Below are 18,206 nucleotides of genomic sequence, written 5' to 3' on the forward strand. Positions count from 1 at the left end.
GATGGACGTCACTACTACCCTGAGCCTGGGCGATCCGCTGGAACCCGCTCGCAAGGCCACCGCCCAGATGCTGCAAGAGCGCGAGCGTACCTTTTCGCTGCCGCAGCCGTTTTACTCCGACGAGCGCCTGTTTGATATCGACATGCAGGAGATCTTCCAGAAGGAGTGGTTGATCGCCGGCATGACCTGCGAAATCCCGGCCAAGGGCAACTACATGACCCTGCAGGTCGGCAAGAACCCGATCATCGTGATCCGAGGCGCCGAAGGCGTGGTCCACGCGTTCCATAACGTCTGCCGTCACCGCGGTTCACGCCTGTGCACCAGCGACAAAGGCAAGGTCGCCAAACTGGTCTGCCACTACCACCAGTGGACCTATGAGCTCGACGGCCGCCTGCTGTTCGCCGGCACCGAGATGGGCGCCGACTTCGACATGAAGCAGTACGGTCTGAAACCGGTAAACGTGAAGACTGCCGGCGGCTACATCTTCATCAGCCTGGCCGAAAACCCGCCCGCCATCGATGACTTCCTGTCGACGCTCACCCATTACATGGAACCGTACGACATGGAAAACACCAAGGTGGCGGTGCAAACCACCTTGATGGAAAAGGCCAACTGGAAACTGGTGCTGGAAAACAACCGCGAGTGCTATCACTGCGGCGGCTCGCACCCTGAGCTATTGAAAACCCTGCTGGAATGGGACGATGTCACCGATCCGCGTGCCGACCAGGCCTTCAAGGACCACGTCGCCGCCTCCGCCGCCGCATGGGAAGCCGAGAAGATCCCTTACGCCCACGCCAGCTTCGGCCTGCGTAACCGCATCGTGCGCATGCCGCTGCTCAAGGGCACCGTGTCGATGACCATGGACGGCAAACAGGGCTGCGCCAAACTCATGGGCCGCATCAAGAACCCGGACCTGGGCTCGATGCGCATCCTGCACCTGCCGCACTCCTGGAACCACTGCATGGGCGATCACATCATCGTCTTCACCGTGTGGCCGATCAGCGCCCAGGAAACCATGGTCACCACCAAGTGGCTCGTGCACAAGGACGCCGTCGAAGGCGTGGACTACGACGTGGAACGCATGCGTCAGGTGTGGGACGCCACCAACGACCAGGACCGTCGCTTGGCCGAGGAAAACCAGCGCGGCATCAACTCCACCGCCTACCAGCCAGGGCCTTACTCCAAGACCTATGAGTTTGGTGTGGTGAACTTTGTGGATTGGTACAGCGAGCGCATGCTGAGCAACCTGGGTGCCGAGCCTGCGCCGTACCTCAAGGGCGTTCCGGTTCACGGCTGAATCCCCCTCCTGTAGGAGCGAGCATGCTCGCGATGGTTGCATGAACACCGCGGATTACCAGACACCCCGCGTCATCGTTCACGTCCATCGCGAGCATGCTCGCTCCTACAAGTGGATTGGTGTTCGACACAGATCCCTTGTGGGAGCGGGCTTGCCCGCGAAAGCGTCCTTACAATCACCGCATCTCTCTCTGATACCTTCATTCGCTAGAACTGTACGAAATATGATCTATTCCGTTCAGCGCTATACCCCACGTGCCTCCCAGCCTTCCGCAAACAAGTTATCCACATCTCCACCCACAGCAAATGGGGACAACTGTGGAAAGCCCCCAAACTTTCTCCACAGAAACTGAAGAAAATCCGTGACTTATTCAGAATGGCGGTTTCCCGCAAGACCTGATCATTTATTGATCAAACCCCTGCATCTCACGTAGTGCGTGGCCTGCAGCGTATGGCGAACACCTTATCCACAGAAGCACCAACAGACTTTGGGGGCAACTTCACAGGCACTGTGGAAAACCGCTGAAGACCGCGAATTTCCTGCGTTCTCAAGGTGCAAGGCTGGCCAAAACTAGCAGATTGATCGTTTTTTGATCACCCCTTCGGAAGCCCCGGTTTATATGGGCTACAGCGGTAAGCGAACATCTTATCCACAGAAGCGCCAACAGAGATTGGGGGCAAGTCCCGCACTTATTCTTCGAAAAAACCCATTAAAAACCGCAGCTTAGACTGGTTGTTTTTTGAACGAAGGCCTGCAGGCCACGATTCACAAGGGGTTTAGCAAGGGGCGAACACGTTATCCACAGAACCGCCAACAGGGATTGTGGGTAAACAGGTCGAAAATCACTTCAAACCTTCAAACCTTATTCAAACACGAGCGCCCCGCCTCGATATCCAGATTCAATTCGAAGTCATCGAACGCTCGCCACCCCAGCAGAACCGACGGCACATACCGCCCCTTCACCCAGGACGGCGGGATGGTGAAGCCCGGGTAGTACTTGTAGGTAATCGGCAAGCTGTGGCCGGGCAGGTTCAGTACGCCCTTGAAGGTTTGGTAGCGTTGCCTGTCGGTGGTATCGAGCGGGGAGTTGCCGGGGGTCAGTGTCTGCACCACGTTGACTTGCTCACCGGGCAGGGCGGAGGTCAGGTAATCGACATTGCCGGTATCGACGATGGCCTGGGTCGTGTGGTTGTCCAGGCTGGCGGCGATGGTCAGCCGCTGGTTGAGATCCATGCGGGTGTAGGTGATCGGCGAGTCGCAGCGCGCGGAAGGCAGGGGATTGAGTTCCAGGGTCTTGCGGGTGATTTTCAGCCGTCCCAACTTGCTGATCAGATCCAGCCCCAGCAGGTTGTCCCGGTCGCTGACGAACACCAGTACATTCCTGAATTCACTTGAGCCGATCCTCAGCGACTCGATGACCCCAAGCCTGGCCGACAGATTGTCCTCGCCGTAATACGTGCTGTAGGCGTAATGGGAGTCGGTCAGAAGCTTGATCCCCATCGCCTTGGCGGTGTCGGCATTGACCCGGGTTTGCGGAGCGCCCGTGTCGAGGACGAAGCGCGCCGAATGCCCATTGGCGGCACTGACATCGATGAACGGCAGTACCTCCTGCGCGATGAAATGGTCGCTGGCGTAGGGGTGAAGCTTCAGCACTTCGCGCTGCGCCGCTCGCTTGACCCTGAAATCCCCAGTCGTGCGCAACGTGGCGAGGGACTGCTCGCCGAACATGGAGAACAGGACGTTCAGCTCAGGATCGGCCTTGATGGCCCGTGCGTGTCGGCGATTGATCGCCTGATAGTAGTCCGGCAACTGGTTGGCTGCTTTCAACTCGAACATCCGGGCGATCACCGTCACGGAGCAGTCGAGGTTGTTCCCCGGTTCCGATACCAGGTCGCAATGCTCGCGCAATTGCGCCAGGGAGGCGTTCTGCCCCTGCTCCGACGCCAACCATTGATAGAAGCCAGGCGCGTCCGACGGGCTAGCCGCCAGCAAGCCAGTAGACATCAGGACGATCCAGGCAAGGAGCAATCGCTTCAGCGGCTTCATGGCCAACCCACTCATAAAAAACGGGTTTTATGAACCAGCGCTGAACCTCTGAAAGTTCCCGTAACTGCGTGCCGCACCCTGACCAGCGCACCTTGAAAATGTAGCTCAAGACACGCTTTATCGTAGGAGCCAGGCTTGCCGGCGAAGGCGTTTTCAAGGACGCATTCGCGGGCAAGCCTCGCTCCTACGGGGATCGGCGTCAGGGCCGGTACATCAGGTAGGCCTCGCCGGTAACCCGAATCATTGGATGCGGCGTGATTTGGCAGGTGTCGACGATGCGAAACCCGTGGCGCTCGTAGAAGCGTCGGGCGCCAGTGTTGGCGGCGTAGTCGATCAGGCTCAGGCCGTTGAGCCCGAGCTGGTTGGCACGGTCGTGGGCGTAAGCGAGGAATTGCTTGCCCAGGCCTTGATTACGCCAGCCTTCATGCAGGGCAAGGCTGGAGATGTACAGGGTGTCAGGAATCTCCATGGTCGCATAGGGCGCCAGTACCGGGTCGGTGACCGGGTCGGCGAAGGGATCGTGGCGCATCACATAGCTGTGCATCATGCCAATGACTTCACCGTTGCTCTCGGCGATCAGGCAGTTCTGGTAAGAGAAGTCCACGTCATCACGGGCATAGCGAATAGCGCCGACGTCCAGCAGATCCTGGCCAGGTTCTGCGATCTGGCTCCAGATGTAGTCTGAAGCGCCTTCGGATGAAATCTGGAACAAGCGCGCAATCTCCCGCGCATCCGCGCGGACGGCGGAACGAAATTCAACTGACATTGTTTCCCCATCAAATCTGGTCATGCGCAACCCTGTAGGAGCCGGCTTGCTGGCGATAGCGGTAGGGCAGGCACTGAATGGTTGAATGGGCTGCCGCCATCGCCAGCAAGCCGGCTCCTACGGATTCACGTGTTTTCCTCTAGCGAACCACACCTTCTTCGATCAGAAGCTTGAGGATCGCTTCAGCCCCAGCTTGTGCCGTAACGCCCTTGAGCACTTGTCCCCCTCCGCCACTGGCTTTCGCCGTTGCGGCTTTCATCCGGTCGGCGCCGCTCTTGGCCTTGATGACCTTCAGGCGTTTTGGCCGTGGCTTGGCCGGTTGCAGGGTGGCGACCGCCAGCAGTTCATCGTCGACGACTTCCACTTCATCGGCCTGCAACACCCCACGCCGGGCCGGGCCGTAGGCGCTCTGCCGTGGCTTCGGTGCAGCGTTATCCACAGTCGCCAGAAACGGCAGGCGCACCTTCAGGCGACGGCGTTGGCCGCGCGGTAGCGCTTGCAGCACCAGCGCCGAACTGCCGTCGATGGATTCGACCTGGGCCAACCCCACCACCAGCGGCCAGCCAAGGCCTTCGGCCAGCAGGAACGGCAGCATGCCCGAACCTTCGCCGGTTTCCGCCTGGCTGCCGGTCAGCACCACCTGGGCCCCGGCATCGCGCAGATAGGAGGTCAACGCCGGCAGCGCATCCGCGCCCTGCGGCTGTTCCAGCACGTGAAGTTGTTCCAGGCCCATGCCCAGATAAGCCCGCAAGGCAGGCTCGGCCACGTCGCCGGCATGCAGCACCTGCAAGTTATCCCCAGCCAGTTGCAGACCCAGTTCCACCGCCCGCGCATCCTGTTCCGCGCGACGGGGCCGGCCGGAAGTCGGGTGGGCGCCGATGGACACCAGGCTGATGATTTTCGTGCTCATAACCCTTTCCTTCCCTTAAGCCGCATCGCGCTTGGCGTCGTTGCGGTAGGCCTCTACCGCCGCGATCAAGGCGCGAAGAATCTCGGCGCTTTCGCCGATCACCGACAGGTCGGCCCGTTTGATCATGTCGCAGCCAGGGTCGAGGTTGATCGCCACCACCTTGTCGCAGGCACCGATGCCTTGCAGGTGCTGGATCGCCCCGGAAATCCCCACCGCCACGTAGACCCGTGCGGTGACCCAGGTTCCGGACGCGCCGACCTGACGGTCGCGGGCCATGAAGCCGTCGTCCACCGCCACCCGGGATGCACCCTCCGTAGCGCCGAGGGCAGCAGCAGTCTGGTGGAACAGATCCCAGTCCTTGACCCCGTTGCCGCCGGAGAAGATGAACTCGGCTTCGGCCATCGGAATCGCTGCCGGGTCCACCGCCACCGCGCCCAAATCCTCGATGCGCGACAAGCTGCGCGCGACGGCTGTGGATAACTCCACCGGCAAGGCTTCGTGACGGGTTTCGCTGACCGGTTCGGCGCATTCGACGGCGCCCAGGATCAAGCGCGCCAGCGGACGGGCGAGGTCTTGCAGACCAGCGCCGGCGCGGCCGGTGCAGGTCTCGTCCTTGACCTGCCAGACCCGCGTGGCCGGGCGTTCGCCCAGGGCCGCGGCAAAGCGTCGACCCAGTTCACCGCCACCGGTGCGGCTGTCCGGCAGCAACCAGTGACGCGGGTTGAACTGGTTATCCACAGCCCGCAGGCCCTGGACTCGTTGCTCCGGTGCATAACCGCTGAATTCTTCGCCTTCGAGCACCAGCAGGCGGTCGACGCCGGCTGTGGAAAACGCATTTTCCTTGTGTTCGCCGAAGACCACGGCGAGTACCGCGCCGTCCTTACCGGCCAGTTGATGGGCCAGGCCCAGCAAATCCTTGTCGTGGCTGCTCAAGCGGCCACCGACCATGTCCGGCACCACGCTGATGTAGAACGCCGGTGCCGGCACCTGATGCAGCGGCAATTGCACTTCAACCGCGGCCGAGCGCTTGGCTGAGCCACCCTGTTGCGCACCGCTGCGGTCGATACGCTTGATCCCGTTCGGCCCGATAAAGCCGATGCCATGCAGATTCTTGCGGATGATGCCGTTGGGCCCCATCCAGCTGTGTTGCGCCGGTTGCATGGCCGCGTGCAGCGGGTGCAGGCGGTTACGGGCGATCCATTCGGCGCGGGGGTCGCGGCGGATAATGTCGCTCATCAGTGCACCTCCGCAGGTTCACGTTTGGCCGGCGTTGCCGACTTTGGGGCTTGGTCTTCCAACAGTGCGTCAGCCACCAGTTCGGCGATGTCCTTGATCAGTGGCCTTGGTTCGACCACGCCTTCAAGCATCGCGGTGCACTGTGGACAACCCACGGCCACCAGTTCGGCACCCGTCTCGCGGATGTCTTCCATGCGCATGTCGGGAATCCGTTGCTTGCCCGGAATGTCGGTGATCGGCGCCCCGCCGCCACCGCCGCAGCAGCGCGAACGGAAACCGGAACGTTGCATCTCTTTCACTTCGATACCGAGGGCACGCAGCACCTGACGCGGTGCCTCGTATTCGCCGTTGTAGCGACCCAGGTAGCACGGATCGTGATAGGTCACGCTGTCGCCTTTGTGCTGGCCGAGATTGAGCGCACCAGCCCCGATGATTTCCGCCATGTAGGTGCTGTGGTGCTGCACCAGGTAGTTGCCATCGAAGGCGCCGTATTCGTTTTTCAGCACGTGGAAGCTGTGCGGATCGCAAGTGACGATGCGGTTGAAGCTGTACTTGGCCAGGGTCTGGATGTTGCGCTTGGCCAGCAACTGGAAGGTCGCTTCATCGCCCAGGCGTCGGGCTACGTCACCGCTGTCACGCTCCTCGAGACCCAGCACCGCGAAGTCGATTTTCGCCGCTTTCAGCACTTTGACGAAGGCGCGCAGGGTGCGCTGGTTGCGCATGTCGAAGGCGCCGTCGCCGACCCAGAACAGCACGTCGGTGGATTTCTTTTCGCTCATCAGATTGAGGTTCAAGTCCGCCGCCCAGTTCATCCGCCCGCCCGGCGCGAAACCGCCCGGGTTGTCGGTGGCGATCAGGTTTTCCAGGACTTCGGCGCCCTTGTTCGGGGTCGCGCCTTTTTCCAGGGTCAGATGGCGACGCATGTCGACGATGGCATCGACGTGCTCGATCATCATCGGGCATTCCTCGACGCAGGCGCGGCAGGTGGTGCACGACCACAGGGTTTCGGCGTCCACCAGACCGTTGACAATCGGTTGATGCGGATTACCCCTGTGTTCACCGATTGCCTTGCCCGGATACGGGCTGCCGGCAAACTTGGCGTCAGTGCCGCCGGCCAGGCCGACGACCATGTCCTGAATCAGTTTTTTCGGGTTCAGTGGCTGGCCGGCAGCAAACGCCGGGCACGCCGCTTCGCACTTGCCGCACTGCACGCAGGCGTCGAAGCCGAGCAGTTGGTTCCAGGTGAAATCCTTGGGCTTTTCCACGCCCAGCGGCGCGGCCGGGTCTTCCAGATCCAGCGGCTTCAAACCGGTGGAACGACCGCCACCGAAGCGTTCGGCGCGACGGTGCCAGGCCAGGTGCAGGGCACCGGCGAAGGCGTGCTTCATCGGCCCGCCCCAGGTCATGCCGAAGAACAGTTCCGACACGCCCCACAACACGCCGATGCCGAGGATTACCGTCAGCAGCCAGCCACCGAAGTTCTCCGGCAGGATGCCGGCCACTGGCAGAGTCACGAGGAAGAACGACGCCGAGAACGCCAGCAGGCTTTTCGGCAGGCGCATCCACGGACCTTTTGACAGGCGCGAAGGCGGATTGCGTCGACGCAGATAAACGAAGATCGCACCGACGAACATCACCGCCGACATCAGCAGCAGCGCATAACCGAGGATGCGGTTATGCAGACCGAAACCGTGCACCAGAATCGCCAGCACGATGGACGCCACCGCACCACCGGCCGTGGCGACGTGGGTGTTGGCGATGTATTTGTCCCGCGCCACTACGTGGTGCAGGTCGACCATGTAGCGCTTGGGCATGGCGAACAGGCCGCCGATCAGGTCGACCTTCGAGGCCCGGCCGCGGCGCCACATATTCACCCGCCGCAACGCGCCCAGAACCGCGAGGCCCAGGGCAGCGAACAACAGGATTGGAAGAAGGGTGTTCAACATGGTGAAGCTCCCAAAGAATTCGGGGTCTTGCATGGGCCTTGTAGGAGCCGGCTTGCTGGCGATTCAGACGCTACGGTGCATCAGGCGCTCCGCGTTACCGTTCATCGCCAGCAAGCCGGTTCCTACAGAAGGTTGGCTTAGAAATCCTTACAGAGCCGCAGCGCGTCATAGATCGCCGCGTGCACGTTACGCTGGGCCACGCAGTCGCCGATGCGGAACAGCAGGTAGCCGTCGCCGCTCTGTTCCAGACATGGCTGCGGCTTGATCGCGAACAGGGCTTCGACGTCGATCTGGCCCTTGTTGCGCGAACCTTCCTTGAGCGCGTAGTAGATTTCTTCGTCCGGGCGCACGCCGTTTTCCACGACCACCTGGTCCACCACCCGCTCCTCTTTGGCGCCGGTGTATTCGTTTTCCAGCACTGCCACCAGCTTGTCGCCTTCGCGGTAGACCTTCTCCAGCATCATGTCGCCGGTCATGATCACTTCTTTCGGATACATGCTGCGGTAGTAGGTCGGGAACGACGTACCGCCGATCGCCACACCCGGCTTGATATCGTCGGTGACGATCTCGACCTGGCTGCCCTTGTCGGCCAGGAAGTCGGCGGTGGACATGCCAGTGAATTCGCAAATGGTGTCGTAGACCAGCACGTTCTTGCCCGGTGCCACCTTGCCGTCGAGCACGTCCCAGCTGCTGACCACCAGGCCTTCAGCCGCGCCCCAGTGTTCGTTCTGCTCCAGGAACGGATGACCGCCGACAGCCAGCACCACCACATCCGGACGCAGGTCCATGATGGTCGGCGCATCCGCCGCGGTACCCAGGCGCAGGTCGACTTTCAGACGTGCCAGCTCCAGCTGATACCAGCGGGTGATACCGGCGATCTGGTCGCGCTGCGGTGCTTTCGCTGCCGTGGTGATCTGCCCGCCGATGAATTCCTTCTTCTCGAACAGGGTCACGTCGTGGCCACGTTCGGCAGCGACACGGGCGGCTTCCATCCCGGCTGGGCCGGCCCCGACCACCACCACTTTGCGTTTTTTGCCGGTGGTTTTTTCGATGATGTGTGGCACGCCCATGTATTCACGGGAAGTCGCCGCGTTCTGGATGCACAGTACATCCAGGCCCTGGTACTGACGGTCGATGCAGTAGTTGGCGCCGACGCACTGCTTGATCTGGTCAACCTGGCCCATCTTGATCTTGGCGATCAGGTGCGGGTCGGCGATGTGCGCGCGGGTCATGCCGACCATGTCGACGTAACCGCCTTCCAGAATACGGGTGGCCTGGTTCGGGTCCTTGATGTTCTGCGCGTGCAGCACCGGAACCTTGACCACTTCCTTGATACCGGCGGCCAGGTGCAGGAACGGCTCCGGTGGATAACTCATGTTCGGAATCACGTTGGCCAGGGTGTTGTGGGTGTCGCAACCCGAACCCACGACGCCGATGAAATCGAGCATGCCGGTGTCGTCGTAATATTTGGCGATCTGCTTCATGTCCTCGTGGGACAGGCCGTCCGGGTGGAACTCGTCACCGCAGATACGCATGCCCACGCAGAAGTCGTCACCGACTTCGGCGCGCACGGCCTTCAACACTTCCAGACCGAACTTCATGCGGCCTTCGAAGGTGCCGCCCCATTCGTCGGTACGCTTGTTGACCCGTGGGCTCCAGAACTGGTCGATCATGTGCTGGTGCACGGCCGACAGTTCCACACCGTCCAGGCCACCGGCCTTGGCGCGGCGTGCAGCCTGCGCATAGTTGCCGATCACCCGCCAGATTTCTTCCGGCTCGATGGTTTTGCAGGTGGCGCGGTGCACCGGTTCACGGATGCCCGACGGCGACATCAGGGTCGGCCAGTTAAAGCCATCCCAACGGGAACGCCGGCCCATGTGGGTAATCTGGATCATGATCTTGGCGCCGTGCTTATGCATGGCGTCAGCCAGGTTCTGGAAGTGCGGGATGATGCGGTCGGTGGACAGGTTCACCGAGCTCCACCATTCCTGCGGGCTGTCGATGGCAACCACGGACGAACCGCCGCAAATCGCCAGGCCGATCCCGCCCTTGGCCTTCTCTTCGTAGTATTTGACGTACCGGTCGGTGGTCATGCCGCCGTCGGTCGCGTAGACCTCGGCATGTGCGGTACTGAGCACGCGGTTGCGGATGGTCAGTTTGCCGATCTGGATCGGCTGGAACATTGCTTCGAAAGCCATGGCGGGTTCCTCGACTTACAACGGCTTGACGGTGAACAAGCCGTCTTCGTGGCCCTCTTCGGAGCCACCGTAGACTTGCTCGGCCACGGTGCGGATCTTGCTGCCGCGAGCGGCGAGGATCTGGTCCATCGCCCCGGCAAACCAGCCGGTGAACATGTAGTCGACCTTGCGCCCGACCTTGCCGTACACATAGACGAACGCCGAGTGTTCGAGCTTGACGCTGCAGGTGCCTTTGTCGAGGTCGATGTCCTGGATCTTGAACAGGCCCCAGCCGCGCTGCGACAGGCGCTTCATGTAGTGCTCGAACACCGCGACGCCTTCCAGGCCGTGGCATTCGGCTTCCTTTTCACACCAGTGCCAGGCGGACTTGTAGCCGGCCTTGTAGAGGATCTCGGCATAGGCTTCGGCGCCCAACACTTCCTCGATGCCCATGTGGTTGTTGACGAAGAAATGGCGCGGTACGTACAGCATCGGCAGGGCGTCGGACGTCCAGACACCGGTCTCGCTGTCGACTTCGATAGGCAATTGCGGGGCGATCTTGGCCATGGAAACTTAACTCCAGAAAAATTTTGGTGTTACCCCCGGCACGGACGGCCGGGGGGAAAAGGATTCAGAGTGCTGCGGCTTACTCGCCCCAGACATCCTTTAGAACGTTGACCCAGTTCTCGCCCATGATCTTGCGCACCACGCGTTCGGAGTGGCCGCGTTTGAGCAGGGTCTCGGTCAGGTTCGGGAACTCGCCGACGGTGCGGATGCCCAGTGGGTTGATGATCTTGCCGAAGCTGGTCAGGCGGCGGGCGTAGCCCTTGTCGTGGGTCAGGTATTCGAAGAAGTCCTGGCCATGGCCCTGGGTGAAGTCAGTGCCGATGCCGATGGCGTCTTCGCCGACGATATTCAGGGTGTATTCGATGGCTTCGGCGTAGTCGTCGATGGTCGAATCGATGCCTTTGGCGAGGAACGGCGCGAACATGGTCACGCCGACAAAACCGCCGTGATCGGCGATGAACTTCAGCTCTTCATCGGATTTGTTGCGCGGGTGCTCTTTGAGGCCAGACGGCAGGCAGTGGGAGTAGCAGACCGGTTTTTTCGATTCGAGGATGACTTCTTCGGAGGTCTTGGAGCCGACGTGGGACAGGTCGCACATCACGCCAACACGGTTCATCTCGGCCACGATTTCACGACCGAAGCCCGACAGGCCGCCATCGCGCTCGTAGCAACCGGTGCCCACCAGGTTTTGGGTGTTGTAGCACATCTGCACGATACCGACGCCCAGCTGCTTGAACACCTCGACATAGCCGATCTGGTCTTCGTAGGCGTGGGCATTCTGGAAACCGAAGAGGATGCCGGTCTTGCCCTGCTCCTTGGCCTTGCGAATGTCGGCGGTGGTGCGCACCGGAATCACCAGGTCGCTGTTCTCGCGGATCAGTTTTTGGCTGGCGGCAATATTGTTGACGGTGGCCTGGAAGCCCTCCCACACCGACACGGTGCAGTTGGCCGCGGTCAAACCGCCCTTGCGCATGTCTTCGAACAGCTCACGGTTCCATTTGGCAATAATCAGACCGTCGATAACGATGCTGTCGGCGTGCAGTTCGGCTGGGCTCATCAGGCTGTCCCCTTATTGGCGATTCATGCGCCGAATCGTCTGCCGGCGCTTTGGAGCCAGCATATGCCTGAGGGCTTTGACGACCGGGTGCAAAAACGACAGGGGAATTGCCGAAAGCGTCAATCCGCGACAAAGGGTCGTCGCAAGTCACCCTCTGCGACCTGTTCAAGGGCGCAGGCTTAGGCCAGAATTCGCCGCATCTCTTGATGTAGGGCGACTTGAATGAAATCGATCTTGCTGGCTTTGGCACTGATTGCGACGGGCGTACAGGCGGCGGAAGAAGCCGACGACAATCCCTGCGACAAAGTCGAAAACGACGTCCAGACCCTGGAATGTTCGGCTTTCAGCAAAAGCACCGCTGAAGACCTGCTGAACGAAAACACCAAAAGCCTGAACGAGCGCATGCAGTCGCTCTACGGCAAGAACCCGACGCAATTGGCCGACATCACCGCCAAAATCAAGGCCGCCAACCTGCAATGGCAGAAAACCCGCGACGCCGACTGCGCCATCGAAGCCTTCCCCGCCACCGCCGGCAGCAAGGCCTTCACCATCGCGCAAAATGATTGCGTGGCGCGCATGAGTGACGACCGGTCGGAGTTTTTGGAGTCGATTGGGCAGGAGTAAACGCAAAGGATGGAAAACATGATGATCCCTCATGAAGTGGTCAGTCGCATTGTCGACGGCGCAACGCCGATCCGTGCATGGCGCGAACATTTGAATCTTACGCAGGATGAAGTGGCTAAACGCATGGGTATTTCCCAACCGGCGTTCGCGCAGCAAGAGACTGTTGCGAAGCCCCGGAAGGCCACGCGCGAGAAAATTGCCGCGGCGTTCGGTATTACCGCCAATCAACTTGAGCTTTAGGTCATGAAGGAATCGAAATGAAAATCTGCGGCATCGAAATCAAAGGCAGCGAAGCGATCATCGCCGTGGCCACCCTTGAGGGTCAGGCGTTGAATCACGTCGCGCTCACCACCAAGAAAATCGCCCTGGACGATGACGAAGAAGCCGCCAACGTGAAGGTCTTTGCCGCTCAGGTTGCATCGTTTGTTCGCGAGAATTCGATCGATCAGATCGCGATCAAGAAGCGCAGCAAGAAAGGTGAATTCGCCGGTGGGCCGACGACGTTCAAGATCGAAGGGGTTTTGCAGTTGCTGGGCAATTGCGAGGTGACCTTGTTGTCGCCGCAGACCATCAATGCGCAGGCCAAGAAACATAACTTTGAGTTGCCGGGGACGCTGAACAAGTATCAGCATGAGGCTTACAAGACAGCCTGTTCGGCCCTCCTGAAGAAGTAACGCTTTCTATCGGCCAATGTTGATCACTGTGGGAGCGGGCTTGCCCGCGAATGCAGTCTGTCAGTTGGCAAATGCGCTGACTGACACGCCGCTTTCGCGGGCAAGCCTCGCTCCTACGGGGTTTTCGGGTGTTCAGGCTTTTGCCGTACGTCTGTCCTCCCGCGGGCACCGCTCATACTTCGCCCGATAACTGCGGGTGAAATACGACGGTGATTCAAACCCGCAGGCAATGCTCACTTCCAGCACACTCATATCGGTCTGGCGCAGCAGCTGCCGCGCCTTCTCCAGCCTTAACTGCAGGTAGAAATTGCTCGGTGTGTCGTTCAGGTGCAGACGGAACAAGCGTTCGAGTTGCCGACGCGTCACCTTGATCGATTCCGCCAGTTCCAGGGTGCTCAGCGGCGGTTCACTGTGTTGCTCCATCTCGCCAATGACATGCACAAGCTTTTTGTTGTTGATGCCATAACGCGTGGCAACTTCCATGCGCTGGTGGTCTTTGCGCGGGCGGATGCGGCCGAGCACGAATTGTTCGCTGACCTGGATCGCCAGTTCCGGGCCATGGGCCTGGGCGATCAGATCGAGCATTAAATCAATGGACGCGGTGCCGCCGGCCGAGGTGATGCGCCGCCGGTCGATCTCGAACAATTCCTGAGTGACGCTGAGCTGCGGATAGGACTCCTTGAAGGCATCGATGGCTTCCCAGTGCAGGGTCAGGCGATGGCCGTCGAGCAGGCCGGCTTCGGCGAGGATAAAGCTGCCGGTGTCGATGGCGCCGAGGGTCACGCCCTCTTTATCCAGGCGACGAAGCCAGTGCTCCAGGGCCGGATTGGCGAATTTCAGCGGCTCGAAGCCGGCAACCACCAATAACGTCGCACCTTTTTTCAGCGGCTCCAGCGCCGCATCGGCGTTGACCGACATGCCGTTGCTGGCCAGTACTGCCCCGCCATCGGCACTCAACACGTGCCAGCGATAAAGCTCACCGCGAAAGCGATTGGCGACCCGCAACGGCTCGATGGCCGAGATGAATCCAATGGCCGAAAAACCCGGCATCAACAAGAAATAGAAATCCTGGGACATGGCGCACTCGATAGACGGGCGGGTAGCGTGTCGACGTTGATACGCCACTTACAACCCGCATTCAAGGGGGCAGGTCGCTGCAGTGCAAGAGTCGGTCGCCGCAGTGCGCTTTCATGGCCGATTTGCTGAGTAACGTGACATCCACCGGCGCACAAAGACGACCGGACCCACAATAATGAAACTGCCGAGGAATCCTGAGATGAAACGACTGATCAGCAGCTGTGTTCTTGCACTCAGTGGTACCGCTTTGCTGAGCGCCAGTGTCATGGCCGCCGAACCCGCCTCCTGCCAGAACGTGCGCATGGGCGTGGTGAACTGGACCGACGTGATCGCCACCAGTGCAATGACCCAGGTATTGCTCGACGGCCTCGGCTACAACACCAAACAAACCAGCGCCTCCCAGCAAATCATCTTCGCCGGCATCCGCGACCAGCGCCTTGACCTGTTCACCGGTTACTGGAACCCGCTGATGACCCAGACCATCACCCCGTTCGTCGACGCCAACCAGGTCAAGGTGCTTGAAGCGCCAAGCCTGAAAGACGCCCGCGCCACCCTCGCCGTGCCGACCTACCTGTACGACAAGGGCCTGAAAACCTTCGCCGACATCGCCAAGTTCGAAAAAGAGCTGGGTGGCAAGATCTACGGCATCGAGCCAGGTTCGGGCGCCAACACCCAGATCAAGGCGATGATCACCAAGAACCAGTTCGGCCTGGGCAAGTTCCAGTTGGTCGAATCCAGCGAGGCCGGCATGCTCGCAGCGGTGGACCGCGCCGTGCGCCGCAACGAGGCTGTGGTGTTCTTCGGCTGGGCGCCGCACCCGATGAACGTCAACGTCAAAATGACCTATCTCACCGGCAGCGAAGACGCCCTCGGCCCGAACGAAGGCATGGCCACGGTCTGGACCGTCACCTCGCCGACCTACGCCGAACAGTGCCCGAACATCGGCAAACTGCTGAGCAACCTGACCTTCAGCGCCGAAGACGAGAGCCGGATGATGCAGCCGTTGCTGGATCACAAGGACGCCTTCGAGTCGGCCCGGCAGTGGCTCAAAGATCACCCGCAGGACAAAGCGCGTTGGCTCGAAGGCGTGACCACCTTCGATGGCAAGCCGGCGGCTGAGAATCTCAAGCTCACCAGCAAATAACCCTCTGAATTGAACCGCCGAATCGCAGCCCGACCGGGCTGCGAACGGGACCACTACGCCTGCAAGGAACCCAAAAATGAACCACGACGTCATCATCACCTGCGCACTCACCGGTGCTGGCGACACGACCGCCAAGAGCCCGCACGTGCCGGTCACCCCGAAACAAATCGCCGCAGCCGCCGTGGAAGCCGCGAAGGCCGGCGCCACCGTGGTTCACTGCCACGTTCGCGACCCGCAAACCGGCAAGTTCAGCCGTGACGTGGCGCTGTATCGCGAAGTGATGGAGCGCATTCGCGAAGCTGACGTCGACATCATCGTCAACCTCACCGCCGGCATGGGCGGCGACCTGGAGATCGGTGCCGGCGAGAACCCGATGGAGTTCGGTCCGAACACCGACCTGGTCGGCCCGTTGACCCGTCTGGCCCACGTCGAAGAACTCCTGCCGGAAATCTGCACCCTGGACTGCGGCACCCTGAACTTTGGCGATGGCGACACCATTTACGTCTCCACCCCGGCCCAACTACGTGCCGGCGCCAAGCGCATCACCGAGCTGGGCGTGAAGGCCGAGCTGGAAATCTTCGACACCGGTCACCTGTGGTTCGCCAAGCAGATGATCAAAGAAGGCCTGCTCGATAACCCGCTGTTCCAGCTGTGCCTGGGTATCCCGTGGGGTGCGCCGGCGGACACCACCACCATGAAAGCGATGGTCGACAACCTGCCGGCCGATGCGGTCTGGGCCGGCTTCGGCATCGGTCGCATGCAAATGCCGATGGCCGCACAGGCCGTGTTGCTGGGCGGCAACGTACGGGTCGGACTGGAAGACAACCTGTGGCTGGACAAAGGCGTGCTGGCGACCAACGGCCAACTGGTCGAACGTGCCGGCGAAATCCTCAGCCGCCTCGGCGCACGGGTCCTGACCCCGGCCGAAGGCCGCAAGAAGATGGGCCTGAAACAGCGCGGTTAAGCCCTACTTAAACCTCACCCTGTAGGAGCCGGCTTGCTGGCGAAGAGGCCCGAACATCCGCCGCAATGTTCCCGCTGCTGAAACCGCTTTCGCCAGCAAGCCGGCTCCTACAGGGATCACCGAACTCATTAGGAAGTCGCCATGAGCTTTATCACCGAGATCAAAACCTTCGCCGCTCTGGGCAGCGGTGTCATCGGCAGCGGCTGGGTTGCACGCGCCCTCGCCCACGGCCTTGACGTGGTGGCCTGGGACCCGGCGCCCGGCGCTGAAGCCGCCCTGCGCAAACGCGTCGCCAACGCATGGGGCGCACTGGAGAAAAAAGGCCTGGCGCCCGGTGCCTCGCAGGATCGACTGCGTTTTGTCGCCACCATCGAAGAATGCGTACGCGATGCCGATTTCATCCAGGAAAGCGCCCCGGAACGCCTTGAGCTGAAACTGGAGCTGCATAGCAAAATCAGCGCCGCCGCCAAGCCCAACGCTCTGATCGGCTCCAGCACTTCCGGCCTGTTGCCGAGCGAGTTTTACGAGAGCGCCACCCACCCGGAACGCTGCGTGGTCGGTCACCCATTCAACCCGGTCTACCTGCTGCCCTTGGTGGAAGTGGTCGGCGGCAAGAACACCGCGCCCGAAGCCGTGCAAGCGGCGATGAAGGTCTATGAATCCCTCGGTATGCGCCCGCTGCATGTGCGCAAGGAAGTGCCGGGCTTCATCGCCGACCGCCTGCTCGAAGCGCTCTGGCGCGAGGCGCTGCACTTGGTCAACGACGGTGTGGCGACCACCGGTGAAATCGATGACGCCATCCGTTTCGGCGCTGGCCTGCGCTGGTCGTTCATGGGCACCTTCCTGACCTACACCCTGGCCGGTGGCGATGCCGGCATGCGTCACTTCATGGCCCAGTTCGGCCCTGCGTTGCAGTTGCCGTGGACCTACCTGCCGGCGCCTGAATTGACCGACAAACTGATCGACGATGTGGTGGACGGCACCAGCGATCAACTGGGTAAACACAGCATTTCGGCGCTGGAGCGCTATCGTGATGACTGCCTGATGGCGGTGCTGGATGCGGTGAAGGCCACCAAAGAGAAGCATGGGATGGCGTTCAGCGAGTAAATCACCCTACCCGTAGGAGCCGGCTTGCTGGCGATGGTAATGATCGCTGCGCCGCAGAGCCGGATGTAACGGCCGCATCGCCAGCGAGCCGGCTCCTACAGGACGCAAACATTTTCGGATGCCATGACATGCCCGCACTGACCACCTACCAAACCCGAATCATCCCCGACTGGGTCGACTACAACGGCCACCTGCGCGACGCGTTCTACCTGCTGATCTTCAGCTACGCCACCGACGCCCTGATGGATCGTCTGGGCATGGACAGCAATAACCGCGAAGCCAGCGGCAACTCGCTGTTCACCCTGGAACTGCACCTGAACTACCTGCACGAAGTGAAACTCGACGCCGACGTAGAAGTGCGCACCCAGATCATCGGCCACGACAGCAAGCGCCTGCACCTCTACCACAGCCTGCATCTGGCGGGTGACGACAAGGAACTGGCGGGCAACGAACAAATGCTGTTGCATGTCGACCTCGCCGGGCCAAACGCCACACCGTTCAGCGAAGTGACCCTGGGCAAGTTGCAAGCCATCGTCGCCGAACAGACGGACCTGCCTGCACCCAAGTACATTGGCCGAGTGATCGCATTGCCCCCAAAAAAATAAAAAAGGAGA

General features: G+C 61.0%; 16 protein-coding genes and 1 pseudogene. 8 read left to right on the plus strand and 9 right to left on the minus strand.

Annotated elements, in window-relative coordinates:
- Nucleotide 1: 1 nt before the first annotated feature.
- Entirely contained in the window at nt 2-1,297 is a 1,296-nt protein-coding gene (gene gbcA / locus ABTV22_RS27790; protein ID WP_433737513.1) for a glycine-betaine demethylase subunit GbcA, read from the plus strand.
- Nucleotides 1,298-2,152: 855 nt separating this feature from the next.
- Here gbcA and ABTV22_RS27795 read toward each other — a convergent pair.
- The 8 genes from ABTV22_RS27795 to ABTV22_RS27830 form a co-directional block, all read right to left on the minus strand.
- Complete coding sequence (locus ABTV22_RS27795) at nt 2,153-3,301, minus strand: retropepsin-like aspartic protease (RefSeq protein WP_433737515.1); 1,149 nt, start codon at nt 3,299-3,301, stop codon at nt 2,153-2,155.
- Nucleotides 3,302-3,542: 241 nt separating this feature from the next.
- On the minus strand, nt 3,543-4,109 hold the full coding sequence (locus tag ABTV22_RS27800) for an N-acetyltransferase family protein (protein WP_433737516.1): 567 nt from the start codon (nt 4,107-4,109) through the stop codon (nt 3,543-3,545).
- Between the two features lie 139 nt (nt 4,110-4,248).
- Nucleotides 4,249-5,019 (minus strand): electron transfer flavoprotein subunit beta, encoded by a 771-nt coding sequence (locus ABTV22_RS27805; RefSeq protein ID WP_433737518.1) that lies wholly within the window; start codon nt 5,017-5,019, stop codon nt 4,249-4,251.
- A 15-nt stretch (nt 5,020-5,034) separates the two neighbouring features.
- Complete coding sequence (locus ABTV22_RS27810; protein ID WP_433737521.1) at nt 5,035-6,255, minus strand: electron transfer flavoprotein subunit alpha/FixB family protein; 1,221 nt, start codon at nt 6,253-6,255, stop codon at nt 5,035-5,037.
- Nucleotides 6,255-8,201 carry a dimethylglycine demethylation protein DgcB gene (gene dgcB, locus ABTV22_RS27815; RefSeq protein ID WP_433737522.1) on the minus strand — a complete coding sequence of 649 codons (1,947 nt, stop codon included), beginning with the start codon at nt 8,199-8,201 and terminating at the stop codon, nt 6,255-6,257. The genes ABTV22_RS27810 and dgcB overlap by 1 nt, the downstream gene beginning before the upstream one ends.
- Nucleotides 8,202-8,338: 137 nt before the next feature.
- On the minus strand, nt 8,339-10,399 hold the full coding sequence (gene dgcA / locus ABTV22_RS27820; protein ID WP_433737523.1) for a dimethylglycine demethylation protein DgcA: 2,061 nt from the start codon (nt 10,397-10,399) through the stop codon (nt 8,339-8,341).
- Between the two features lie 15 nt (nt 10,400-10,414).
- Nucleotides 10,415-10,945: a DUF5943 domain-containing protein gene (locus ABTV22_RS27825; RefSeq protein ID WP_020796073.1), complete on the minus strand. Its 531-nt coding sequence runs from the start codon at nt 10,943-10,945 to the stop codon at nt 10,415-10,417.
- 79 nt (nt 10,946-11,024) lie between these two features.
- Nucleotides 11,025-12,002 carry a dipeptidase gene (locus ABTV22_RS27830; RefSeq protein WP_096514542.1) on the minus strand — a complete coding sequence of 326 codons (978 nt, stop codon included), beginning with the start codon at nt 12,000-12,002 and terminating at the stop codon, nt 11,025-11,027.
- Between the two features lie 222 nt (nt 12,003-12,224).
- On the opposite strand from ABTV22_RS27830, the gene ABTV22_RS27835 reads away from it, so the two are divergent.
- The 3 genes and pseudogenes from ABTV22_RS27835 (at nt 12,225) to ABTV22_RS27845 (ending at nt 13,300) form a co-directional block, all read left to right on the plus strand.
- Nucleotides 12,225-12,626: a lysozyme inhibitor LprI family protein gene (locus ABTV22_RS27835; RefSeq protein ID WP_433737524.1), complete on the plus strand. Its 402-nt coding sequence runs from the start codon at nt 12,225-12,227 to the stop codon at nt 12,624-12,626.
- Nucleotides 12,627-12,644: 18 nt separating this feature from the next.
- A pseudogene (locus ABTV22_RS27840) lies at nt 12,645-12,866 on the plus strand (helix-turn-helix domain-containing protein); the annotation flags it as partial.
- Between the two features lie 17 nt (nt 12,867-12,883).
- Nucleotides 12,884-13,300: a DUF3010 family protein gene (locus tag ABTV22_RS27845; RefSeq protein ID WP_433737525.1), complete on the plus strand. Its 417-nt coding sequence runs from the start codon at nt 12,884-12,886 to the stop codon at nt 13,298-13,300.
- A gap of 132 nt (nt 13,301-13,432) precedes the next feature.
- On the opposite strand, the gene ABTV22_RS27850 is transcribed toward ABTV22_RS27845, so the two are convergent.
- Complete coding sequence (locus ABTV22_RS27850; RefSeq protein WP_433737526.1) at nt 13,433-14,377, minus strand: GlxA family transcriptional regulator; 945 nt, start codon at nt 14,375-14,377, stop codon at nt 13,433-13,435.
- Between the two features lie 199 nt (nt 14,378-14,576).
- Between ABTV22_RS27850 and ABTV22_RS27855 the strand changes: the two genes are divergently transcribed.
- From ABTV22_RS27855 to ABTV22_RS27870, 4 genes are all read left to right on the plus strand, one after another.
- Nucleotides 14,577-15,521 (plus strand): choline ABC transporter substrate-binding protein, encoded by a 945-nt coding sequence (locus ABTV22_RS27855; protein WP_433737527.1) that lies wholly within the window; start codon nt 14,577-14,579, stop codon nt 15,519-15,521.
- A gap of 76 nt (nt 15,522-15,597) precedes the next feature.
- Nucleotides 15,598-16,485, plus strand: coding sequence for a 3-keto-5-aminohexanoate cleavage protein (locus tag ABTV22_RS27860; RefSeq protein ID WP_433737528.1), 888 nt, complete (start codon nt 15,598-15,600; stop codon nt 16,483-16,485).
- 141 nt (nt 16,486-16,626) lie between these two features.
- Nucleotides 16,627-17,592, plus strand: coding sequence for an L-carnitine dehydrogenase (locus ABTV22_RS27865; RefSeq protein WP_433737530.1), 966 nt, complete (start codon nt 16,627-16,629; stop codon nt 17,590-17,592).
- Between the two features lie 128 nt (nt 17,593-17,720).
- On the plus strand, nt 17,721-18,197 hold the full coding sequence (locus tag ABTV22_RS27870) for a thioesterase family protein (RefSeq protein WP_433737531.1): 477 nt from the start codon (nt 17,721-17,723) through the stop codon (nt 18,195-18,197).
- Nucleotides 18,198-18,206: the final 9 nt, after the last annotated feature.

The sequence above is a fragment of the Pseudomonas putida genome (assembly GCF_050990305.1).
GTDB classification, from domain to species: domain Bacteria; phylum Pseudomonadota; class Gammaproteobacteria; order Pseudomonadales; family Pseudomonadaceae; genus Aquipseudomonas; species Aquipseudomonas putida_AH.